The organism is Colwellia sp. Bg11-28 (assembly GCF_002836245.1).
GTDB lineage: Bacteria > Pseudomonadota > Gammaproteobacteria > Enterobacterales > Alteromonadaceae > Colwellia > Colwellia psychrerythraea_A.
The window spans coordinates 1,116,492-1,136,363 of the sequence record NZ_PJBA01000018.1; the positions used below are offsets into that span (position 1 = coordinate 1,116,492).

Below are 19,872 nucleotides of genomic sequence, written 5' to 3' on the forward strand. Positions count from 1 at the left end.
TTTAAAATGAATTCATATTACTCAAATTGATAATCACTTCTTAACAATGCTGACCGCATTATTTTGTTGTTGCGCACTCAAGCTTAGCAGTGAGATTTGGCATAATTAAATTGGGTGACGCACGAGGGAAATCAAAGCTTTCAACACCTTTTATTAGTTCTAACTTATACCCATAAGAACCGCAAATTAAATAACTTCTGCGTAATAAAAATGCAGATAAACGCTCAAAGCTGACTTTATTATTCGGAATAACTTCTAACTGATAATGGCTGTCATCAAATTGAGTTCTTTTGAATTGTAGTTTGTGATCAAAATCCCATTCTGACTGAGCTTGACCTAAAACGACTTGACTAGGTCCTGCACAAGCCGCTAACAATGAAATACATAACAAAAAAACAATAGAGTGAAGTGCTGATTTTAGAGTGAAATTTAACATAGTTACCATCCTTTTAACTGTTGTCTTAACAGTCTAGCAAATAGAAAGCTATGACAGCAATAGTGTTAAATCAGTTACTTAAAAGAAATTATATGTCGACAGGATGCTCAATCAAATTAAAACTCGTTTTTGGCTCACCGTAGACATAAATACTACAATTCATCCAACTTGTAGGAATTCTCCAAGTATTATTATTTTCTACCGTATAAACATGACGTTTATTAGCGCAACGAACATCTAAAGTATGCAAGGACCCTTCAATATTGGTTAATGAAAACTCATTTCTAACTAAGTCTGCATACCAGTAATCACTATCAATAGCAGCATCAATAACTATATCCTTATCACTACTGATTACAGAATCAATATCTGCCATGACCTTTTTAAGTTTTGCTAAATAAGGCTTAGCCTCTTCAAGCTTAATAAGCTGTTTATAGGTAGCAAATGCACTTTGAAACTTAGATAAAGTAGTCTCTAAGTAAAATTGTTGATACAGCACTGAAAATTTTAAATTCTCACTTTTTACTCCGCTATCAAGGGTCACTCGATCAAGGTGATATAACTGTAATGTATCATTACCTATTTCTCTTGCATAATTTGCCGCAAGAATGTGCATGTAGTTATTCTCACTCAGGTGCATTGTTTTTCGTGCATTCATCTTAGCTAATTGATGCTCTACTGCCTGGTAATCTTTATCTTTCAAGGCTTGAGTAGCTATTTCATATTTTTTCTTAAATCTTCGAGACACTCCTTTAGTTCCAACGTTCTTGCCCATACGGTAATCCATTTGTACTGTATTAACACACTGCTGTATTGGCTTACCATTTTCAAATGCCGGTTGATACTTCCATTTAGTCACGGCTTTTAGCGTTGCCTTATCAAAATCTTCGCTACCAGAAGATTCTTTAACTAAAGCATCAGATACGTTGCCTTTTTCATCAATAACAAAACTAAGAATTGTCCAGCCTTCACGGCCTTCTCGAGCCGCGTCAATAGGATATTTAGGTTGAATACGTTCAATAGGCTCAGGAATGATAATCGTTGATAGGTGCTGAGAAATTTCGTTGGCAGAAACTTGGCCGTTAGTGCTAACAGCTAGAAGAGCAACGGCACTCGCGTAGAGTATTTTATGACTCATAATTAAATCCTTTTATTTGTAGCGTCGTCCAAGGTTAACAGAATGTTAACCTTCAATCTATAGGCACAAAAAAACCAATTATAAATGACTAAAATTAGTCCCTACAATTGGTTTTATTAAATAATTTTTATTTCGCTAACCGAAAGTAAACGTTATTATTTTTTCTTTTTAACTGCTTTAGCATTTGGTAAATCAGTGATTGAACCTTCAAAGATTTCTGCTGCTAAGCCAATTGACTCATTTAACGTTGGGTGAGCATGAATGGTTAAACCAATATCTTCTGCATCAGCACCCATTTCAACGGCTAAACAAATTTCGCCTAACATTTCGCCAGCATTGATACCCACGATAGCGCCACCAAGTATACGACCTGTTTCTTTTTCGAAGATTAACTTAGTTTTACCTTCGGTACGTGCAGAAGCGATAGCACGGCCAGATGCAGCCCAAGGGAAATTAGCGATTTCAATGTTTAAACCTTGCTCTTTCGCTTCAGATTCAGTAACACCAACCCAAGCCATTTCTGGATCAGTGTAAGCAATTGAAGGGATACAACGAGGTTCGAAAGTATGCTTCTTACCAGAAATAACTTCAGCTGCACAATGTGCTTCATGAACGGCTTTATGCGCAAGCATAGGTTGACCAACAACATCACCAATAGCGAAGATGTGTGGCACGTTAGTACGAAGCTCGTTAGTTACGTTGATGAAACCACGCTCATCAACATTTACACCCGCTTTATCAGCAGCAACTAAGTGACCATTTGGCTTACGGCCAACAGCAACTAAAATCTTGTCATAACGTACTTGTTCTTTTGGTGCTTTTTTACCTTCAAAAGTAACGTATAAACCATCATCTTTTGCTTCAACAGCAACAACTTTAGTAGACAACATGATGTTGAATTTTTTCTTGTTGTAGTTGTTATAAACTCTAACGATATCTTTATCAGCTGCTGGTACTAATTGATCAGCAAACTCAACAACAGATACATTAGAACCTAAAGCAGAATATACAGTACCCATTTCTAGGCCAATGATACCGCCACCAAGTACTAATAATTCTTCTGGAACATCTTTAAGTTCTAGTGCGCCCGTTGAATCAATAACACGTGGGTCATCGTTAGGGATAAATGGTAAGTCAATTACTGAAGAACCCGCTGCGATAATTGCGTTATCAAAAGTAATAGTCGTTTTTTCGCCGTCATTACCTTCAACTTCGATAGTTTTATCAGAAGTGAATTTACCGTAACCGTATACTGTAGCGACTTTACGGGCTTTAGACATGCTGCCTAAACCACCAGTAAGTTGAGCAATTACGCTTTCTTTCCAGCCACGGATTTTATCTAAATCAATTTCAGGTTTACCGAAAGTAACACCGTGAGAAGCCATTGCAGCTGCATCATCAATAACTTTAGCAACGTGAAGTAATGCTTTTGATGGGATACAACCAACGTTTAAACAAACGCCACCTAATGTTTCACGGCTTTCAACTAATACTACGTCTAAACCTAAATCTGCTGCACGAAATGCCGCAGAATAACCACCAGGGCCTGCACCTAATACTACTACTTGAGTTTTGATATTGTTACTCATGCTTATCCTCATTGAATATGTAAGCTGATATAGGGTTTCTGTATCAGCTTTTATTTATAATAATTTCTTGTGGCGAAATTCTACGCCTATGCGTTGAATTTCGCCAATATTAATTAACCACTGCCGACTAAAGTCTGAGTGCCTAACGCTTGAATGTACGGATTAAAGTACTAACTTACGAATGTCAGACATAACACCTGCTAAATGCACCGTGAAACGTGCAGCTAATGCACCATCAATAACGCGATGATCGTAAGACATTGATAATGGCAACATCAATTTAGGTTCGAAGTCTTTACCATTCCACTTAGGTTTTATTTCTGATTTAGAAACACCTAAAATAGCCACTTCTGGTGCATTAACGATTGGCGTAAATGCCGTACCGCCAATACCACCCAGGCTAGAAATAGTAAAACAACCACCTTGCATATCTGTTGCTTTTAGCTTGCCATCACGTGCTTTCATACTGATTTCAAGTAATTCACGAGATAACTGATGAATACCTTTTTGATCAACATCACGAACTACCGGTACAACCAAACCATTTGGAGTATCAACCGCAACACCTATGTGAATGTACTTTTTAAGAATCAAGCTTTCACCGTCTTCACTCAAGCTTGAGTTAAACGTTGGGAATGCACGTAATGCATCTGCCGCTGCTTTCAAGATGAAAACTAATGGTGTAATTTTAAAACCAAGCTTTTGCTTTTCACAAACAACGTTCTGTTCTTTACGGAACGCTTCAACGTTAGTGATATCAGCTTCATCGAATTGAGTAACATGTGGAATAGTTACCCAATTACGATGTAAAAATGGTCCAGATATTTTCTGAATACGCGTTAATGCTTTCGTTTCAATTTCGCCAAATTTAGAGAAATCAATCGCTTTAGCACTCACTACTTGTAAACCACCTTCACCCGCAGCAACTGAACTACCTGCATTCGCTTTTGGACGAGATAGCTCATATTTAACATATGATTGCACATCTTCTTTTAAGATTCGGCCTTTACGACCAGTGCCTTTCACTAAGGTTAAATCAACACCAAATTCACGTGCAAGACGACGAATTGAAGGTGAAGTGTAAATAGTACCTTTCTTGACATTACCCGCTTGTGGATGATGTGGAACAGGTGCTGATTTTACAGCTGCAGGGGCTGCAATAGGAGCAGCCGCTACTGGTGCAGCTTGAACTGCAGGTGCTGCAGCAACAGGTGCAACGCCGCCAGCAGTTTCAAGTTTTATAACCAGAGAACCTTGCTTAACTTTGTCACCGTTGCTAATAAATACTTCTTTCACAGTACCGGCATGCGTTGATGGAACATCCATCGTTGCTTTATCTGTTTCAAGTGTGATTAAACCATCTTCTTCTTCAATCACATCACCAACGCTAACTAATACTTCAATAACGTCGACTTCGCCGTCTTCGCCAATATCAGGTACTGCGATTTCAATCACTTGCGAGGCAGTAGCAACAGCGGCAGCTACTGGAGCCGCTTCAACAACAGCAGCAACCGGTGCTACAGGTGTTTCAACTACGGCTGCAGCAGGCGCTTCTTCAGCTGGAGCAGATACTGCACCAGTCGCCTTCATTTCAGCAATAATATCGCCTTCTTTAATTTTGTCGCCAACTTTTACGGTTAAGCTAACAAGCTCACCCGCAAACGGTGCTGGAATATCCATTGAAGCTTTATCAGTTTCAACAGTAACAATACCTTCATCTGCTTCTAAGGTATCGCCAACCGCAAAACAAATTTCAATTATTTCAACTTCGTCGCCACCCACATCAGGGACTAGAACTTTTTCTATAGACATAATATTTTCCTTATTAATACTCGTTACCAATCACATTGTATGTTTCAGAGTGCTTGAGCAATTTCAATTCAAGGCGCTGTGATGAAATAATGGCTATTCCATTATAAGTCACAGCAACGATGAAGTGATGTTACTCAAGCGCTTCTTCGAGGGGTTTAAAATAACTTTATACGGCGTTAAATAATCAAAACATAGAATGACTATGTTTAACTAATTTTCCTTGCCTAGAGTCATTTTAATTCCCACTGAAATCTTTCAATTTGAATGACAACGAGTATTTACGCTAATTAAGCGTAAAGTGGGTTAAGTTTTTCAGTATCAATATCAAAGCGTTTGATTGCTTCTGTAACTACTGAACGTTTGATTTCATCGCGATTCGCTAACTCGAATAATGCCGCTACAACAACGTAAGCTGCACTTACTTCAAAGTGAGTACGTAAATTTGCACGACTATCACTACGACCAAAACCATCAGTACCTAAACAACGGTATTCAGTATCAAGATATGCGCGTACTTGATCAGAGTAGTTTTTGATATAGTCAGTTGCAGCAATCGCAGGACCCGCTTCTTTAGTAATAATTTTTGCAATGTATGGCACACGCTGTTCACTTTCAGGGTGAAGCATGTTCCAACGAGTCACGTCTTGACCATCACGGCCTAGTTGGTTAAATGACGTTACTGAATAAACATCACTAGAAACATTGTAATCATTCGCTAGAATTTGAGCTGCTTCACGTACTTTTTCAAGGATAGTACCTGAACCTAGCAACTGAACATTAGCAGTCGCTTTACCTTTAGCAGGCGCGGCTTGTTCTAGTTGATAAATACCTTTAATGATTTCGTCTTCAACCGTTTTGTTGTCAGGTATTGCTGGATGTTGGTAGTTTTCATTCATTAACGTTAAGTAGAAGAAAACATTTTCATTTTCTTCATACATGCGACGTAAACCTTCACGCACGATAACAGCAATTTCATAACCGTAAGTTGGATCATAAGTAACACAGTTAGGGATTAGACCCGCTTGAACATGTGAATGACCATCTTGATGTTGCAGACCTTCACCGTTAAGTGTTGTTCTACCTGCCGTAGCACCTAATAAGAAACCACGTGCTTGGCTATCGCCTGCTGCCCATGCTAAATCACCGACACGTTGGAAACCGAACATTGAGTAGTAGATGTAGAACGGAATAGTAGTCGCGTTACAAGTAGAGTAAGACGTACCCGATGCAACCCAAGAGGCCATAGCACCTAATTCGTTAATACCTTCTTGTAGAACTTGCCCTTTTTTATCTTCACGATAATAAGCAACTTGGTCAGCATCTTGTGGAACATACTTCTGACCTTCACTTGCATAAATACCAACTTGACGGAATAAACCTTCCATACCAAAGGTACGTGCTTCATCAGGAATGATTGGCACAATGCGCTTACCGATTTTCTTATCTTTTAATAAGCTATTAAGTACACGCACAAAGGTCATTGTTGATGACACTTGACGCTCACCTGAACCCTTTAAGATAGGATCAAAGATTTTAAGCGCTGGAATTTCAAGTTGCTCTTCCGCTTGAACACGACGTGCTGGTAATGAACCACCTAATGCTTCACGGCGTGCTTTCATGTACTTGAATTCTTCGCTGTCTTCTGGAAACTTGTAGAAAGGTAAGTCAGCAATATCTTCATCTTTTACTGGAATATTGAAACGATCGCGGTAATGTTTAATTGCTTCAACGTCCATTTTCTTAACGTTATGTGCAATATTTAATGCTTCACCAGATGCACCTAAACCAAAACCTTTAACTGTTTTAGCTAAGATAACGGTAGGACGACCTTTAGTATTCATTGCTTTTTCATAAGCTGCATATACTTTAACTGGATCATGGCCACCACGGTTTAAACGCCAGATGTCATCATCTGACATGTTAGCTACCATTGCGGCTGTTTCAGGGTATTTGTTAAAGAAGTTTTCGCGCGTGTATTTACCACCTTTCGCTTTACAGTTTTGGTATTCGCCATCAACTGTTTCATTCATTAACTGTAATAATTTACCTGATGTATCACGAGCAATTAGTGAATCCCAGTAAGAACCCCAAATAACTTTCACTACTTCCCAGCCTGCGCCACGGAATGTACCTTCAAGTTCTTGAATAATTTTACCGTTACCACGTACCGGACCATCTAAACGTTGTAGGTTACAGTTAACAACGAAACATAAGTTATCTAAACCTTCACGTGAAGCTAAACCAATAGCACCTAATGATTCTGGCTCATCTGTTTCACCGTCACCTAAGTAACAGTAAACACGTTGACCTGAACAGTCTTTAATACCACGATCAGTTAAGTATTTTAAGAAGCGTGCCGTATAGATAGCTTGTAATGGACCTAGACCCATAGAAACTGTTGGGAACTGCCAAAAATCTTTCATCAAATGTGGATGAGGGTATGAAGATAAACCTTTGCCATCACACTCTTGACGGAAGTTGTTCATTTGATCTTCTGTTAAACGCCCTTCCATGAAAGCGCGAGAATAAATACCAGGAGAAATATGACCTTGTGCGAAAATGAAATCGCCGCCATTTTCTGGCGTTGCCGCTTTAAAGAAGTGGTTAAAACCTACATCATACAAAGTAGATGAAGAGGCAAAACTACCAATATGACCGCCAAGCTCTAAATCTTTTTTAGAGGCACGTAATACTAATACCAAAGCGTTCCAACGAATTGCAGCACGAATACGTGATTCAATAGTTTGGTCCGCAGGCATGTTTGGCTCTTGACCTGGCGGGATAGTATTTACATAAGCAGTAGTTGCATCAAATGGTAAATGAGTACCACCACGACGTGCGCGTTCAATTAACGTTTCTAATAATTGATGTGCGCGCTCTGGGCCTTCATTTTCTAATACTGACTCCATTGATTCTAACCACTCTTGGGTTTCTGCTGAATCAATATCGATATTTGGTAGATCTGACATATTGTTTAGTCTCCAATACTTTTTTATTTAATAAAAAGTTTTAATTAAATGTTTAAAATTAAATTTCTAACTATTCGTTATTTCACTACATAAATTCTTTCTTCTAACGCTGTGCGCTTTGCGCATAATTCTTTTACATTCTGCGCATTGAACGTTCCATGCGACTGTTTTCTTGTGTACATTTCTTTAAAGAGTAATAATACGTCTTCGATAAACGCTAAATGTCGATGACTTGCACCCCAAGCTTTTTGAGGTTCGCCACTGACTTATCTACATTCTGCGCATTGAACGTTCCATGCGGCTGTTTTCTTGTGTACATTTCTTTGAAGAGTAATACTACTTCTTCGATAAACGCTAGATGTCGATGACTTACTCCCCAAGCCTTTTGAGGTTCGCCACTGACTTATCTACATTCTGCGCATTGAACGTTCCATGCGACTGTTTTCTTGTGTACATTTCTTTGAAGAGTAATAATACTTCATCGATAAACGCTAGATGTCGATGACTTACTCCCCAAGCCTTTTGAGGTTCGCCACTGACTTATCTACATTCTGCGCATTGAACGTTCCATACGACTGTTTTCTTGTGTCGATTTTAATAATACTTCTTCGATAAACGCTAAGTGTCTATGGCTTGCTCCCCAAGCTTTTTGGGGCTGGCCACTGAGAATGGCATCAAGCAAACGCTTTCTATAATCGGTAATCTTGCTAAAGATATCAGGCCGCTTTGCTAATACTGTTAAATTTTGTGCAATATTATCTGCTAATAATGACGACATGCTGCGAGCAAGCTGTAAAATTACCGCATTATGTGACGCTGCACAGATAGCTAAATGAAACTCAACAACGGCTTCAGCTTCCCCTCGAAAGTCATCTTCTAATTGGCTGTTACCAATTTCATTATGCTTTGCTTGAATTTGTTCAAAGTCCGCAGGTGTACCACGCATAGCAGCGTAGTATGACGCCATACCCTCAATTCCATGGCGAAACTCTAATAAATCAAATTGTGATTCATTATTATTGGACATTAATTCAAACAAGGGATCAGAAAAACCGCTGAGTAAATTGTTACAAACAAAAGTGCCCCCACCTTGTTTACGTGTCACCAAACCTTTGGCTTCTAACTTCTGTATTGCTTCACGTAATGATGGTCTTGAGACTTCAAATTGCAGAGCAAGTTCACGCTCAGGTAATAATTTTTCACCTGGCTGTAAACTGCCTTCAATTATCATGCCTTCAAGCTGAGCTAAAATAATATCAGCTAATTTTTGTGGTTTTACTCGCCCAGTGTTTTTGGCTGCTTGTACTGATTTATTTGTCGTTACGTTTGTATTCATAAAAGTAAATTAACTAATTATTTCAATAATAATAAAAGACAATAAGGCTTGATATCACTCGCCAAACACATGGTAAATTGGTAAGACCAATCAGATTCTGGGTAATAAAGTAGCAAATATAGCTACTTTTGACAAGTAAATTTAGTTGATGGGTGGTGTTTATGCAAGTTTTTTATGCGCTAAAACAAATTATTTTAACTATTTTAGCGCATAAAAGGAGATGAGATGGATTGGTCTGACCAATCCTATTTGACTAGATTTAATTAATTAAGCAGGCCACTAAGCGTCAAGATTGAAATAACGGCAAGGACAAGTAGAACATTACGTTTTGCCAGTCTAACGAGTAAACAAGGCTCTGCTGTGCAATCGTTTTCGTTTACCAAAAGGTCTTCCGATTTTTCTGCAACATCAATTAAAACTTGATGGGTTGGTTTTTGACTATCAAACAAACTTTCTAACCAAACAGGCATCGCTTTGGAGAAGTGACCGACAAACATATAACCGAAAGAAGCTATACGCACAGGTAACCAGTCTAACCAAAAAAGTACATCATGATGGTTTTGACATCCATTCATGATATTTGGCGCAACGTTGCCCTCATGAACAGCTTGATGATGCTCTTCAGATTCAATGTCGCTTTCATCTACTGAACTGACTTCTGCTTGAGCTTTATTTTCAGCGGCACTAGCCATACATTTTGCTTTTTTATGTTCAATAACTGTCGTTAACAAACGGTAAAATACTGCGCCAGCAGCACCAAAAACGGTGAAGAACAGCATAATAGCAATGTAATAACGGTAGTTTAACCAAATAAGTGCTTGGCCGAAGCCCATCTCTGGCAAATTTTTATCTGATAATAGTTGCTCGTGATGCATTTCTGTCGTCGTTTCTTCACCACGAAAAGCAGAATGCAAATAACTCTTGTAGCTCTTTCTAGTGGTGGTACAACCAAAACAAACAATAAGTATCACGGTAGAAAATAATAGTTGCAGTACGGAGTTATCAATAACGTCAAGTAATAGGTATGTCGCAATAACTGGCAAGATAATAAACACTGCACTAGCTGTAGTACCTTGCTTAGCAGTAAAGTTTTTGCTAAAAAAATGGTGATAATGTTGGTAATAAAAATTAAATTGCCATACTTTTGCAGATAAAGATCGATCGGCTGCTAATGCAATTAATAAACTTAATAAACTCATGTTAGGTGTTGTTCCTTGTCGCTTGTTCAGTCAAACACTGACGAAAGTATTGCCAGTCAAATACCGGCCCGGGATCGGTTTTTCTAACCGGGGCAATATCACAATGACCAACAACATTGTCCATAATAATAGCAGGAAATTGATCTTGCAAACAAAGTGTTAACGAGATTAATTGCTGATATTGTACTGCTGTATAAGAGATATCATCTGTGCCTTCCAATTCAATGCCGATGGAATAATCATTACAACGATCTCTTTTGTTAAATGATGAGACTCCTGCATGCCAAGCTTTGTCAGTAAAAGCAACATATTGAATCACATGACCATCACGGCGAATAAGGCAATGTGCTGAAACCTCAACACCTCTTAAGTCATTAAAACTGACATGGGCGTTACAGTCTAATTGGCCAAGAAATAAATCACTAATGTAATTCCCACCAAATTGACCTGCAGGCAATGAAATATTATGAACAACAAGTAAACTAATTTCTTCATCCAATTCACGTGGAGAGTAAAACGGTGACGGCAGGTGTTCTGCCTGAGTTAGCCAGCCAGAGGAAATTGAAAACATGTGTTTCTCATTTTTATAGTGATTAATGCGTTTAGTATATATTCGCTTCACTTGAAGATGCTCGTTTCAGGAAGTCTGAGCGATTCATAATCAAGTATCTTCAAGTGGAGCGGGTGTAAGATTACACTTTGTACTTTATTACTTGCTAACATACAATATCGGTACCCTTAATCAAAGGCTGCTTAGTATGGCTGAAGTTGACCCAACAAACAAAATGGCAAAAATATTCGTTTGGATAGCCTGGATAATTGGCTTAGCGCTATTAATGTTCGTGTTTCAGGATGTTCTAGACGAGCAATACAATCCAAATAGCCGCCCGGAAATGCGCTTAACGGAGAATGGCCAAGCTGAGGTGATTTTAGATCAAAATCGGCAAGGTCATTATGTTGCCCGTGGCACAATAAATGAGACTCCTGTTACCTTTTTACTCGATACGGGTGCAACTCAAGTATCCATACCTGCACATATTGCTGAGCAGTTAGGTTTAGTCGCACAAGGAAATTATCGAGTACAAACGGCTAATGGCAGCATTACCGTTTATAAAACTGAAATTGCCCAATTGAGCTTAGGTAATATTTTCTTGTATAATGTCGCCGCTCACATTAACCCAGCAATGAAAGCAGATGAAATACTTTTAGGCATGAGCGCACTAAAACAAGTAGACTTTTATCAAACGGGTAAACAATTAATCTTACGGGACCCCCTGTAATAGGAAGAAAGCAATGCTTAGTTCACAATTAGAAAAATTACAGCAAGATATTAGCAAAACAATCTCTTGGGCCCTTTGTGAAGATTTAGGTGCCGTTGATAATGCTATGCCTCAAGCAAGCCAAGATATTACCGCGATGTTAATTCCCGAAAATGAGCAAGCGGTTGCCACTGTAATTACCCGTGAAGATTGTATCGTTTGTGGTGTTGCTTGGGTGAATGAAGTATTCAAACAACTTGATGCTTCCTTAAATAGAACCGTTGAGCAAGCGACAAAAATCACTTGGTTCGTTAATGATGGCGAATCTGTTGCCGCTAATAGCACTCTGTTCGAACTCGAAGGAGATGCGCGTACTTTGTTGACCGGTGAGCGTGTTGCCTTAAATTTTTTGCAGACGTTGTCAGGAACCGCCACCTTAACCAGTCACTATGTGAAAGAGTTAGCCGGCAGTGAGACTAAACTCCTTGATACCCGTAAAACGTTACCTGGATTACGAAGTGCACAAAAATATGCAGTGCTTTGTGGTGGTGGTGTAAACCACAGAATTGGTTTGTTCGATGCATTTTTAATAAAAGAAAACCATATTGCCGCTTGTGGTGGTATTAGCCAAGCAGTTGCTACTGCTAAAAGCAATCACAGTGATAAGACTGTTGAAGTGGAAGTAGAGTCTCTCGATGAGCTTGAACAAGCACTTAACGCGGGTGCTGATATTATCATGCTTGATAACTTCACCCCTGAAATGATAGAACAAGCCGTCACGGCAACACGTGGCAAAGCAAAACTCGAAGTCTCTGGCAATATGACCATTGAAATTTTGCAAAAATACGCCAAAGCAGGCGTCGATTACATATCAAGTGGCGCACTAACCAAACATGTTAACGCTATTGATTTATCTATGCGCTTTAAATAGACGCTACGATTCATAAAAAAAGCGTTAAGCATCTTATGCTTAACGCTTTTTTTATGAGAGGTTGATCGTATATTTCAAATAAATTAGATTTAATTAGGTTCCCATTAATCCCCAAACTACAGCCACAAGAGCCGTTACTGCTATCATGATGCTGTATATAGTGCCAATAAAACTAAATTTTACGATGGTAAAAAAGTAGCCCTGTTTATACACTTTCTTCTGCATTAAAAATAAATAAATGGGTATCCATAACAATAAACCGCCTGCAACTAGTCCAACAAAATTTGCCAGTTCTGGACTGTTGGTTTTTATATTAGCTTCTAATAAATCAAGCATTTCAGAAAGTAGTAATGCAATAAAAATAAAACTGTGACTATGCAAAGCCACCGTTAAATGCTCCATATATAATCGCTTAGAAAAAATAAACATCACTTTCAGTAATACCGCAAAAAGTGGCAGTAAAATAAACATCAACTGAGGAAGCTTACCTATAACTTGCTCAATGAGTGGGCCGGTATCTGAGTTAAAAGCTTTTTCAGCTTTTTTAATTAATTCTTTAAAAAAAACATTAACTTTTTTATTTTTTTCTTCGGAAAGAAAATCAAGTTGTACCGTTTCATCCCCATTGTCATCTACATCTAAGTCTTTCTTAGCGTTAACGTCCTTATCATCGCTCTTCTCTTTTAAAAGACTAGTAATCAATGCATCAAAACGGGCTTGTTTATCGGTAGGTAACGGTTCTTTAACTTGCTCAAAATCCAACTCGACAAGTTTTCGCGTCAGTTTTATAATGCTTTTGTTATTACCTTGAGTATAGTCACTGTTTAAATCATTAAGATAAATGTTAAATCTTGCTAAATCAGCAGTTAATTTTGCCACCTTAGTAATAACTTCAACATTTTTTTCTACTTTTTTTTCTAACGTGCTTCTCTCTGTTTCCAGCGTTTCTATATGGCTTTTAATCTCGGTAATCATACCTTGCCTGCCGTTTAGATTAATGACGTTATCATCACCCGCCACAAAAAACTTCAAGGTTATAAAAAACACAATACTAATAAATAAATACAATCGTAGCGGCGGTACATAATGCACCCTCCTACCAGCAAAATATTCATTCGTTAAAAAAGCGGGTCTAGTGAGTAATGGAATAACTGTCCGACTGGCGCGAGAATCAAAACTAAAAATATCATCTAATAGGTGCATGATAACCACCCAAAAATATTTCAATTTCGAATCGGCCTCTTGTCCACAATGAGCACAATAAGGTCCATTTAATGGGAAATGGCAATTTTCACAGCTTTGATTATCCTCAATCGGGACAATTACCACATCATTTGTAGATTCGGCTTCGGTTAACTCTGTTGTTGGCATAATGAATAATTATTGAATAGCAATAGACAATAAAAGCATAACACTATGTGAATATAAAGTTACAAAGTAATTAAAAAACTTAAGTAAATAAGGTGTCGAGACTGATCTATTCTGCTAAATTGATATTTGAGATATAAGATCAATTCAATATATTTCAACTAACTCTATTAAGACTGGTCAACTATGCTTAGACATAATCACCAAAAAAACACATTGAAAATAAAGCCAAAAGCAGGAGAATTATAATGGCGTTTGAAGTTAAATTTGAATTAACCGAATCAGACTTAGAGCATTTCCGCGATGTTATGCGTAAAGCGCAAGCAGGTGCCAAACAACTTAGCGAGCAAGAGATTTTAGCTAATGCTAAAAAGATTAGTCAAAATATAAAAGATAATGTACCCGAGTTTGTTCGTGACCGAATTCAAAAGCTAGAAACTTTCGTTGCCATGATTGAAGATGATGAATGGCAGATCCCAAGTGACGAGCGAACCGAAGTATTAAGCGCTTTGGCTTACTTTAGTGATCCAGAAGATTTAGTACCTGATCATATTCCGGTATTAGGCTTTTTAGACGATGCAATTATGATCGAACTTGTTGCTGAAGAATTTAAAGATGATTTTGAAGCCTTTGAAGAGTTTTGCGCATACCGTCAACGTGAAGAAGGTCGTAGCGGAGATGCAACTATTACACGTGAAGAGTGGTTAGAGTCAAAACGTCACGAATTACATAGTAGAATGAGAAGTCGTCGTTCATCTAGACGAAGTGGCCGCTCTTCATTTCGTTCTGTTTTTTAAAGTAAACATCATTAAAGCTATTTCTATTTAATAATTAGAACCAGCTTTCAAAATGGCAAAGCATTGGCTTTGCCATTTTTTATCTTCTAATTTCAACTCTACCCCACTATTCTTTCTACAGATCGCTTGGTCTACCTGCATCCCCTTGACTATAATCACACACTCCTTGAGAAAATATTGCCCGTAAAGACGTTAACTGTTCAGCTAGCTCTATGCCACCATACATACCTTGTTTAATCGCTTGCTCAAACGGAATTTTATAACATTTGAAAACGCTGCCTTGCCAAGGACCTTCAGCTTGGATACGGCTATTTGAAAAAATAGCGTAATGCTCTGCACATGCTCCTCGTTTTAATATTTTATTTCCATAACCAACGTCGTTCCAATTACCATCCCAAACATCTTTTCCTTCCGCCAGTACAGCACCTTTATCATCAAAACAAGTATCTTTTAATTGTGTAGGTTTACTTTGAGCCGCATTAAGTTTCGGAAATTCAGTACGTTTTAATAGCCATATATCCATAAGGTCAAACGCTTTATTTGTCGGATCAAAATCACGTCTTGCCACCCAAATCACCTGATTTTCATAATGCCCATTAGCTTGTTGCAAACGTAAACGGGTACTGAAGGATGCTGACATATGATGCATGTCCAATTTTTCTTCTAAGTAATGGCGAACATCAATAATGGGTAAATCAAGTTTACCAATAAAAACCTGTCCTCCTCGATAAGCGGCTTCGATCGCGTTAAGTGAAGCACTACGTCGAGGTGCCATTTCATTATCAATCACTTGCGTTATATTATCGCTGCCCCATAACGAAATCCAAAATGGCATTTTACGCCCGAAGGGTGTCACAATGGTTTCAGCCTTCATTTGATGTTGTGCTTTCCAACTGCCGATATTTTTATTGAGATGAACAAATTCAGCTAAGGTTATTTTCTTTTGTTTTAAGGCATGTAGTCCATATTGCACCCCTTCATTATCCCATGTGCTCTCGACTAATCCGTATTTATCACGCCTGAACAGCCAAGCCATATCTTCCCAATAATTCCAATTCGTTTGCTCAACTACATCGTCACTATAAAAATGCCTTAAAAAACCCTGCCTAGGGTTATGAATAAAAGTTGATAAGCCAAAGTAACCGTTAATACATTCGCTATTGCCTTGTGGGAAACTCGGCACCATGCCGGCCATCAATTGAGCTACGGGTTGAAGAAAAGCAATTTTTTGTGGGAAATCTTGTAAGCTGTTCATGCCTTCAAGTAATTGTCGCTGCTCCCACTGTTGCCAACGCAGATTATCTGTTGCTCGAAAGGTAAAGTAATTATTAAATAAATCGCAATCTAAGGTATAAATTGTTTGGCTTAACATGTCAGGATAAGAATATTGAGGAATTAGGCCATCAAGAATTCCACGGCTATTTTGACCGATAAGATATTGTGCCAACCCTCCACCTGACCCGCCAATACCCACTGTGTATAATGGCTCGCCAAATAAACTGATAAAATGAAGTTTAACTCTACGAGCAGTATCTTCTGCCAATAACATATTATAGGTATAGCTAGTGCGATTACCGCTTGAACTTATAATTGCATAACCTTTTTGCACTTCTTCTAAACGACGAGTAATTGTTCGTGTCGCTTTTTGTCTACCTTGCCTAAAACCTATGCCCGAACCGCCATGAAACTGATAAATTAATTTTTTATTCCACAGTGAGCTTACCGTACGCGTACCTAACTCTTCTGGGGTTACTGCCATAGCAATAGTGTATATAAAACGATTGATGCTACCTTGCTCTGCGCGAAACAATTGCAAAGGTAACTGGGCATCTCTTAAAGAGGTTAATTGAGAAAACTGCTCAGTAGCAATTTTAATGAGCTTTTCATCATTATTTAGATAATAAAACTGTAGATGACTTTTAAATAGGCAATCTTTTGAATAACCAATAACTTTACTGCGCTGTGCTAGATTTTCATAAACAGGCACACCAAAGCCTTCTTGGTTATCTACTAAAGGCTGACCTATATGAGAATCTATGGTCATACAATAGAACGGGTACTGCTTTGAGCCTGAATATAAAGAATTACTTGGGCCAACATCATCGAGCTTGACCGGAAAGTGAAATGTTTCTGTTGGTCGAGTAACTAAGCTAATATGCGGAGAAATTGGCAATAAAAAATTATCCTCTGCTGTGGCTAACCGCTTAACTTGCCGATATTTATAAGGCTGCTCAGCAGGATAAAGCCATACTAGAAAAGCAATCAGAGCGATAATAGATAATATAAGTTTTTTCTTTTGCATCACAACACCACCGAAAAAAATTACCCCACCTAAGTTAAATATAGTGGAGTTAGTTGAGTCCGGTAGAAGATATTACGCTGAAAAAGTCGCCGCTTATTTCAATTTAGCAACAAAGGTTTCCCTAAACTTAGCTAATTTAGGTGATACCACGGCTTGGCAATATTGATTTTCTGGATTATTTTTAAAGTAATTTTGATGATAATCTTCTCCACAATAAAAGGTAACCGCTGGACTAACTTCGGTGACAATAGAATCATCAAATAGCTGCTCTTGATTGATTTCTTCAATGATAGCTAAAGCAATTTTTTGTTGTAGAGCATCATGGGTGAAAACTTCAGAACGGTATTGTGTTCCGATGTCATTTCCTTGTCGATTTAACTGCGTTGGATTGTGCAAACTGAAAAATATCTCTAATATTTCCCTATAGCTAATCACTTCACTATCAAACTCTAGCTGTACTACTTCAGCATGACCACTGCTACCAGTACAAACCTCTTCATACGTTGGCGCTGTACTCTGCCCGCCCATATAACCAGGCTTCGCAGTAATAATACCCTTAACCATATTAAGCGCACTTTCAATACACCAAAAACAGCCTCCTGCTAAAGTCGCGGTTTGTACCGCTTTATCGTTGCGTTGATCTGTCATTATATCCACTGCCTTAATCATTGTTTCTTTTATGATTTATCACAGCCTTTTTTGTCGTGAAATAGGCTAAGATATCATCGTTAATTTATCTATACCCAAGCCACTTGAAGCTGCGTTATTGATTTCGACAATAGAATAACTATTCTCTTCAATCAATGCCTTGCCTAAAGGCTTTTCTAATTCCAGCTGAAACCTGCATATTCAGGTAGCTTGGGTATATACCATTATTATACTCATATTTAGCCAGTAAGAAATATATGCCACAATTTTTCAAAAGAACGAGTAAAATACAAGCAATTATTGCCTTGCGTAGCATTGCTATCGCGATTCAATTATTGTTGATTCTCTTCGTCAATTTGGGCTTAGCGTACGAGTTACCATGGACGCCATTGGTAAGTGTTATCAGCTTAGAAGTTCTTTTTACTTTCGGTAGTTATCTTTATTATAGCCGTAATCATTTAAGTGAAAAGAAGGCCAGCCAAAAAGCAATTTTAGTACAAATATGTGCTGATATTATTTTCCTTTCTCTATTACTATTCTTTAGTGGCGGAGCAACCAATGCTTTTGTTTCTTTATTACTCATTCCTATCGCGATAGCCGCGGTCACTTTAACGCCATTATTACTAACGGTAGTTGCCTTCCTTGCCATTGCTTCTTATAGCATTTTACTATGGTCATTACCCATGAGTGTTATGCACGGTAATATGCAAGGTCACTTTATTGGCATGGGTATCAACTTTTTATTTTCAGCACTCGTAGTTGCTATTGTTGTGGGTAAAATGGCACGTAGTATTAATCAACAAGAACTTGCTATTGCGGCCTATCGTGAAAATTTATTGAAACAAGAGCAAGTCACCTCTTTAGGTGTTGCTTCCGCTCAGGTAACCCACCAGTTGGCGACGCCTATAGCCACAGTGCAACTGCTGGCTGATGAATTAAGTGAAGATTTTCCTGACAACGAAATAGTGCTTGATATGCAAAGCCAACTCACTCGTTGTAGAGACAGCTTATCTGAATTTCGTGCTATGGTTTTCGATATTAAAGAACAGGTGATTAAAGCCATTAATTGCCAAGATTTATTTGATGAAATAACCGATAATGTCCGAGTCAATAATCCAGCAGTCAGCTTAAAATTACAAAAAAATAGTGATGAACACGCTAAAGATGTCACTATTGATGCTGATGCTGCTTTGCTACCTGCTATTCTCAATTTAATTAATAATGCAATCAGAGCGAGTAAGGCCAATAACAGCAATGCACTTAGCCTCACTTGTCAAACGATTGAGAATAACTGGCAATTTACTATTCGTGATTATGGCAAAGGGTTTACTTTAAAGAAACTGAATGAGCTAGGAGTAAAACCAGTCAATAGCGATCAAGGTTTTGGCATGGCCGTTTTTCTTAGTCACGCCAGCTTAGAACGCCTTGGTGGTAAATTAGCTTTAACAAACCATCAAGAGGGCGGTGCACTAGTTACTTTAAGTCTACCAATTTCATCATTAACTTCAGGAAATGATTATGCCTAATTCAGCAATAGCGACCGTGCCATCTAAACTATTAATCGTTGAAGATGATGTTATTTTTGCCAACACTCTTAATAGACGTTTGACTAAACACGGTTTTGATTGTGTTCAAGTAGATAATAACAATGATGCGTTACTCGCATGCCATCGCCACACACCTGATTATATTTTGCTAGATATGAAACTAGCCGAAGAAAATACCTTATCAATCATCACACCATTACGTAAATTACGTCCCGATAGTCGCATTGTGCTACTTACTGGTTTTGCTAGCATTGCTACCGCAGTTGACGCAATAAAATTAGGTGCCGATGATTATCTATCTAAACCCGTAGATAGCCAAACACTGCTCGCGACGCTTAAAGGTAGTAAAGCAGAAACCATAGAAGTTGATTCCAAAAACGAACAAACTTTATCTGCGGAGCAAGTTGAATGGCAACATATTCAACAGGTATTGAAAGCTAACCAGGGGAACATTTCGGCCACGGCTAGACAGCTTTCAATGCATAGAAGAACCTTACAACGTAAGTTACAAAAGCGACCTCAATCGACTTAGGTTGTGAAC

Annotated in this window: 16 protein-coding genes; 5 read left to right on the top strand and 11 right to left on the bottom strand. The window is 38.3% G+C overall.

The genetic code is table 11. From position 1 onward, the window contains the following. Positions 1–58 precede the first annotated feature (58 nt). The 8 genes from CXF79_RS21985 to ampD form a co-directional block, all read right to left on the bottom strand. Complete coding sequence (locus CXF79_RS21985) at positions 59–436, bottom strand: hypothetical protein (RefSeq protein WP_011045522.1); 378 nt, start codon at positions 434–436, stop codon at positions 59–61. 88 nt (positions 437–524) lie between these two features. Beyond that, positions 525–1,574, bottom strand: a complete 1,050-nt coding sequence (locus CXF79_RS21990; RefSeq protein WP_011045523.1) for an energy transducer TonB — start codon at positions 1,572–1,574, stop codon at positions 525–527. 155 nt (positions 1,575–1,729) lie between these two features. Then, a complete protein-coding gene (gene lpdA / locus CXF79_RS21995; protein WP_011045524.1) occupies positions 1,730–3,163 on the bottom strand; it encodes a dihydrolipoyl dehydrogenase in 1,434 nt (477 codons plus the stop codon). A 162-nt stretch (positions 3,164–3,325) separates the two neighbouring features. After that, positions 3,326–4,975: a dihydrolipoyllysine-residue acetyltransferase gene (gene aceF / locus CXF79_RS22000; protein ID WP_232769285.1), complete on the bottom strand. Its 1,650-nt coding sequence runs from the start codon at positions 4,973–4,975 to the stop codon at positions 3,326–3,328. A gap of 287 nt (positions 4,976–5,262) precedes the next feature. Further along, positions 5,263–7,944: a pyruvate dehydrogenase (acetyl-transferring), homodimeric type gene (aceE, locus tag CXF79_RS22005; RefSeq protein ID WP_101157913.1), complete on the bottom strand. Its 2,682-nt coding sequence runs from the start codon at positions 7,942–7,944 to the stop codon at positions 5,263–5,265. A gap of 544 nt (positions 7,945–8,488) precedes the next feature. Further along, on the bottom strand, positions 8,489–9,280 hold the full coding sequence (pdhR, locus tag CXF79_RS22025; RefSeq protein WP_011045528.1) for a pyruvate dehydrogenase complex transcriptional repressor PdhR: 792 nt from the start codon (positions 9,278–9,280) through the stop codon (positions 8,489–8,491). Between the two features lie 263 nt (positions 9,281–9,543). After that, the gene (gene ampE / locus CXF79_RS22030; RefSeq protein WP_011045529.1) at positions 9,544–10,479 is read right to left on the bottom strand and encodes a beta-lactamase regulator AmpE; all 936 of its coding nucleotides are present in this window, start codon (positions 10,477–10,479) and stop codon (positions 9,544–9,546) included. A 1-nt stretch (position 10,480) separates the two neighbouring features. Further along, positions 10,481–11,050, bottom strand: a complete 570-nt coding sequence (gene ampD / locus CXF79_RS22035; RefSeq protein ID WP_101157916.1) for a 1,6-anhydro-N-acetylmuramyl-L-alanine amidase AmpD — start codon at positions 11,048–11,050, stop codon at positions 10,481–10,483. Between the two features lie 187 nt (positions 11,051–11,237). On the opposite strand from ampD, the gene CXF79_RS22040 reads away from it, so the two are divergent. Together CXF79_RS22040 and nadC are read left to right on the top strand one after the other, a co-directional pair. Continuing rightward, positions 11,238–11,759, top strand: a complete 522-nt coding sequence (locus CXF79_RS22040; protein ID WP_041737176.1) for a retropepsin-like aspartic protease family protein — start codon at positions 11,238–11,240, stop codon at positions 11,757–11,759. A 13-nt stretch (positions 11,760–11,772) separates the two neighbouring features. Then, positions 11,773–12,669, top strand: coding sequence for a carboxylating nicotinate-nucleotide diphosphorylase (gene nadC / locus CXF79_RS22045; RefSeq protein WP_011045532.1), 897 nt, complete (start codon positions 11,773–11,775; stop codon positions 12,667–12,669). Between the two features lie 93 nt (positions 12,670–12,762). On the opposite strand, the gene CXF79_RS22050 is transcribed toward nadC, so the two are convergent. Further along, a complete protein-coding gene (locus tag CXF79_RS22050) occupies positions 12,763–14,040 on the bottom strand; it encodes a DUF3667 domain-containing protein (protein ID WP_101157918.1) in 1,278 nt (425 codons plus the stop codon). Positions 14,041–14,285: 245 nt separating this feature from the next. Between CXF79_RS22050 and CXF79_RS22055 the strand changes: the two genes are divergently transcribed. Next, a complete protein-coding gene (locus CXF79_RS22055) occupies positions 14,286–14,834 on the top strand; it encodes a YkvA family protein (RefSeq protein WP_011045534.1) in 549 nt (182 codons plus the stop codon). Positions 14,835–14,949: 115 nt separating this feature from the next. Here CXF79_RS22055 and CXF79_RS22060 read toward each other — a convergent pair whose 3' ends face one another. Together CXF79_RS22060 and msrA are read right to left on the bottom strand one after the other, a co-directional pair. Then, positions 14,950–17,136: a DUF6351 family protein gene (locus CXF79_RS22060; RefSeq protein WP_101157920.1), complete on the bottom strand. Its 2,187-nt coding sequence runs from the start codon at positions 17,134–17,136 to the stop codon at positions 14,950–14,952. A gap of 93 nt (positions 17,137–17,229) precedes the next feature. After that, positions 17,230–17,784, bottom strand: a complete 555-nt coding sequence (msrA, locus tag CXF79_RS22065; RefSeq protein WP_101158303.1) for a peptide-methionine (S)-S-oxide reductase MsrA — start codon at positions 17,782–17,784, stop codon at positions 17,230–17,232. Positions 17,785–18,041: 257 nt separating this feature from the next. On the opposite strand from msrA, the gene CXF79_RS22070 reads away from it, so the two are divergent. After that, the gene (locus CXF79_RS22070) at positions 18,042–19,310 is read left to right on the top strand and encodes a sensor histidine kinase (protein WP_101157922.1); all 1,269 of its coding nucleotides are present in this window, start codon (positions 18,042–18,044) and stop codon (positions 19,308–19,310) included. Beyond that, positions 19,303–19,863, top strand: a complete 561-nt coding sequence (locus CXF79_RS22075) for a response regulator transcription factor (protein WP_011045538.1) — start codon at positions 19,303–19,305, stop codon at positions 19,861–19,863. The genes CXF79_RS22070 and CXF79_RS22075 overlap by 8 nt, the downstream gene beginning before the upstream one ends. The last annotated feature ends 9 nt before the right edge of the window (positions 19,864–19,872 follow it).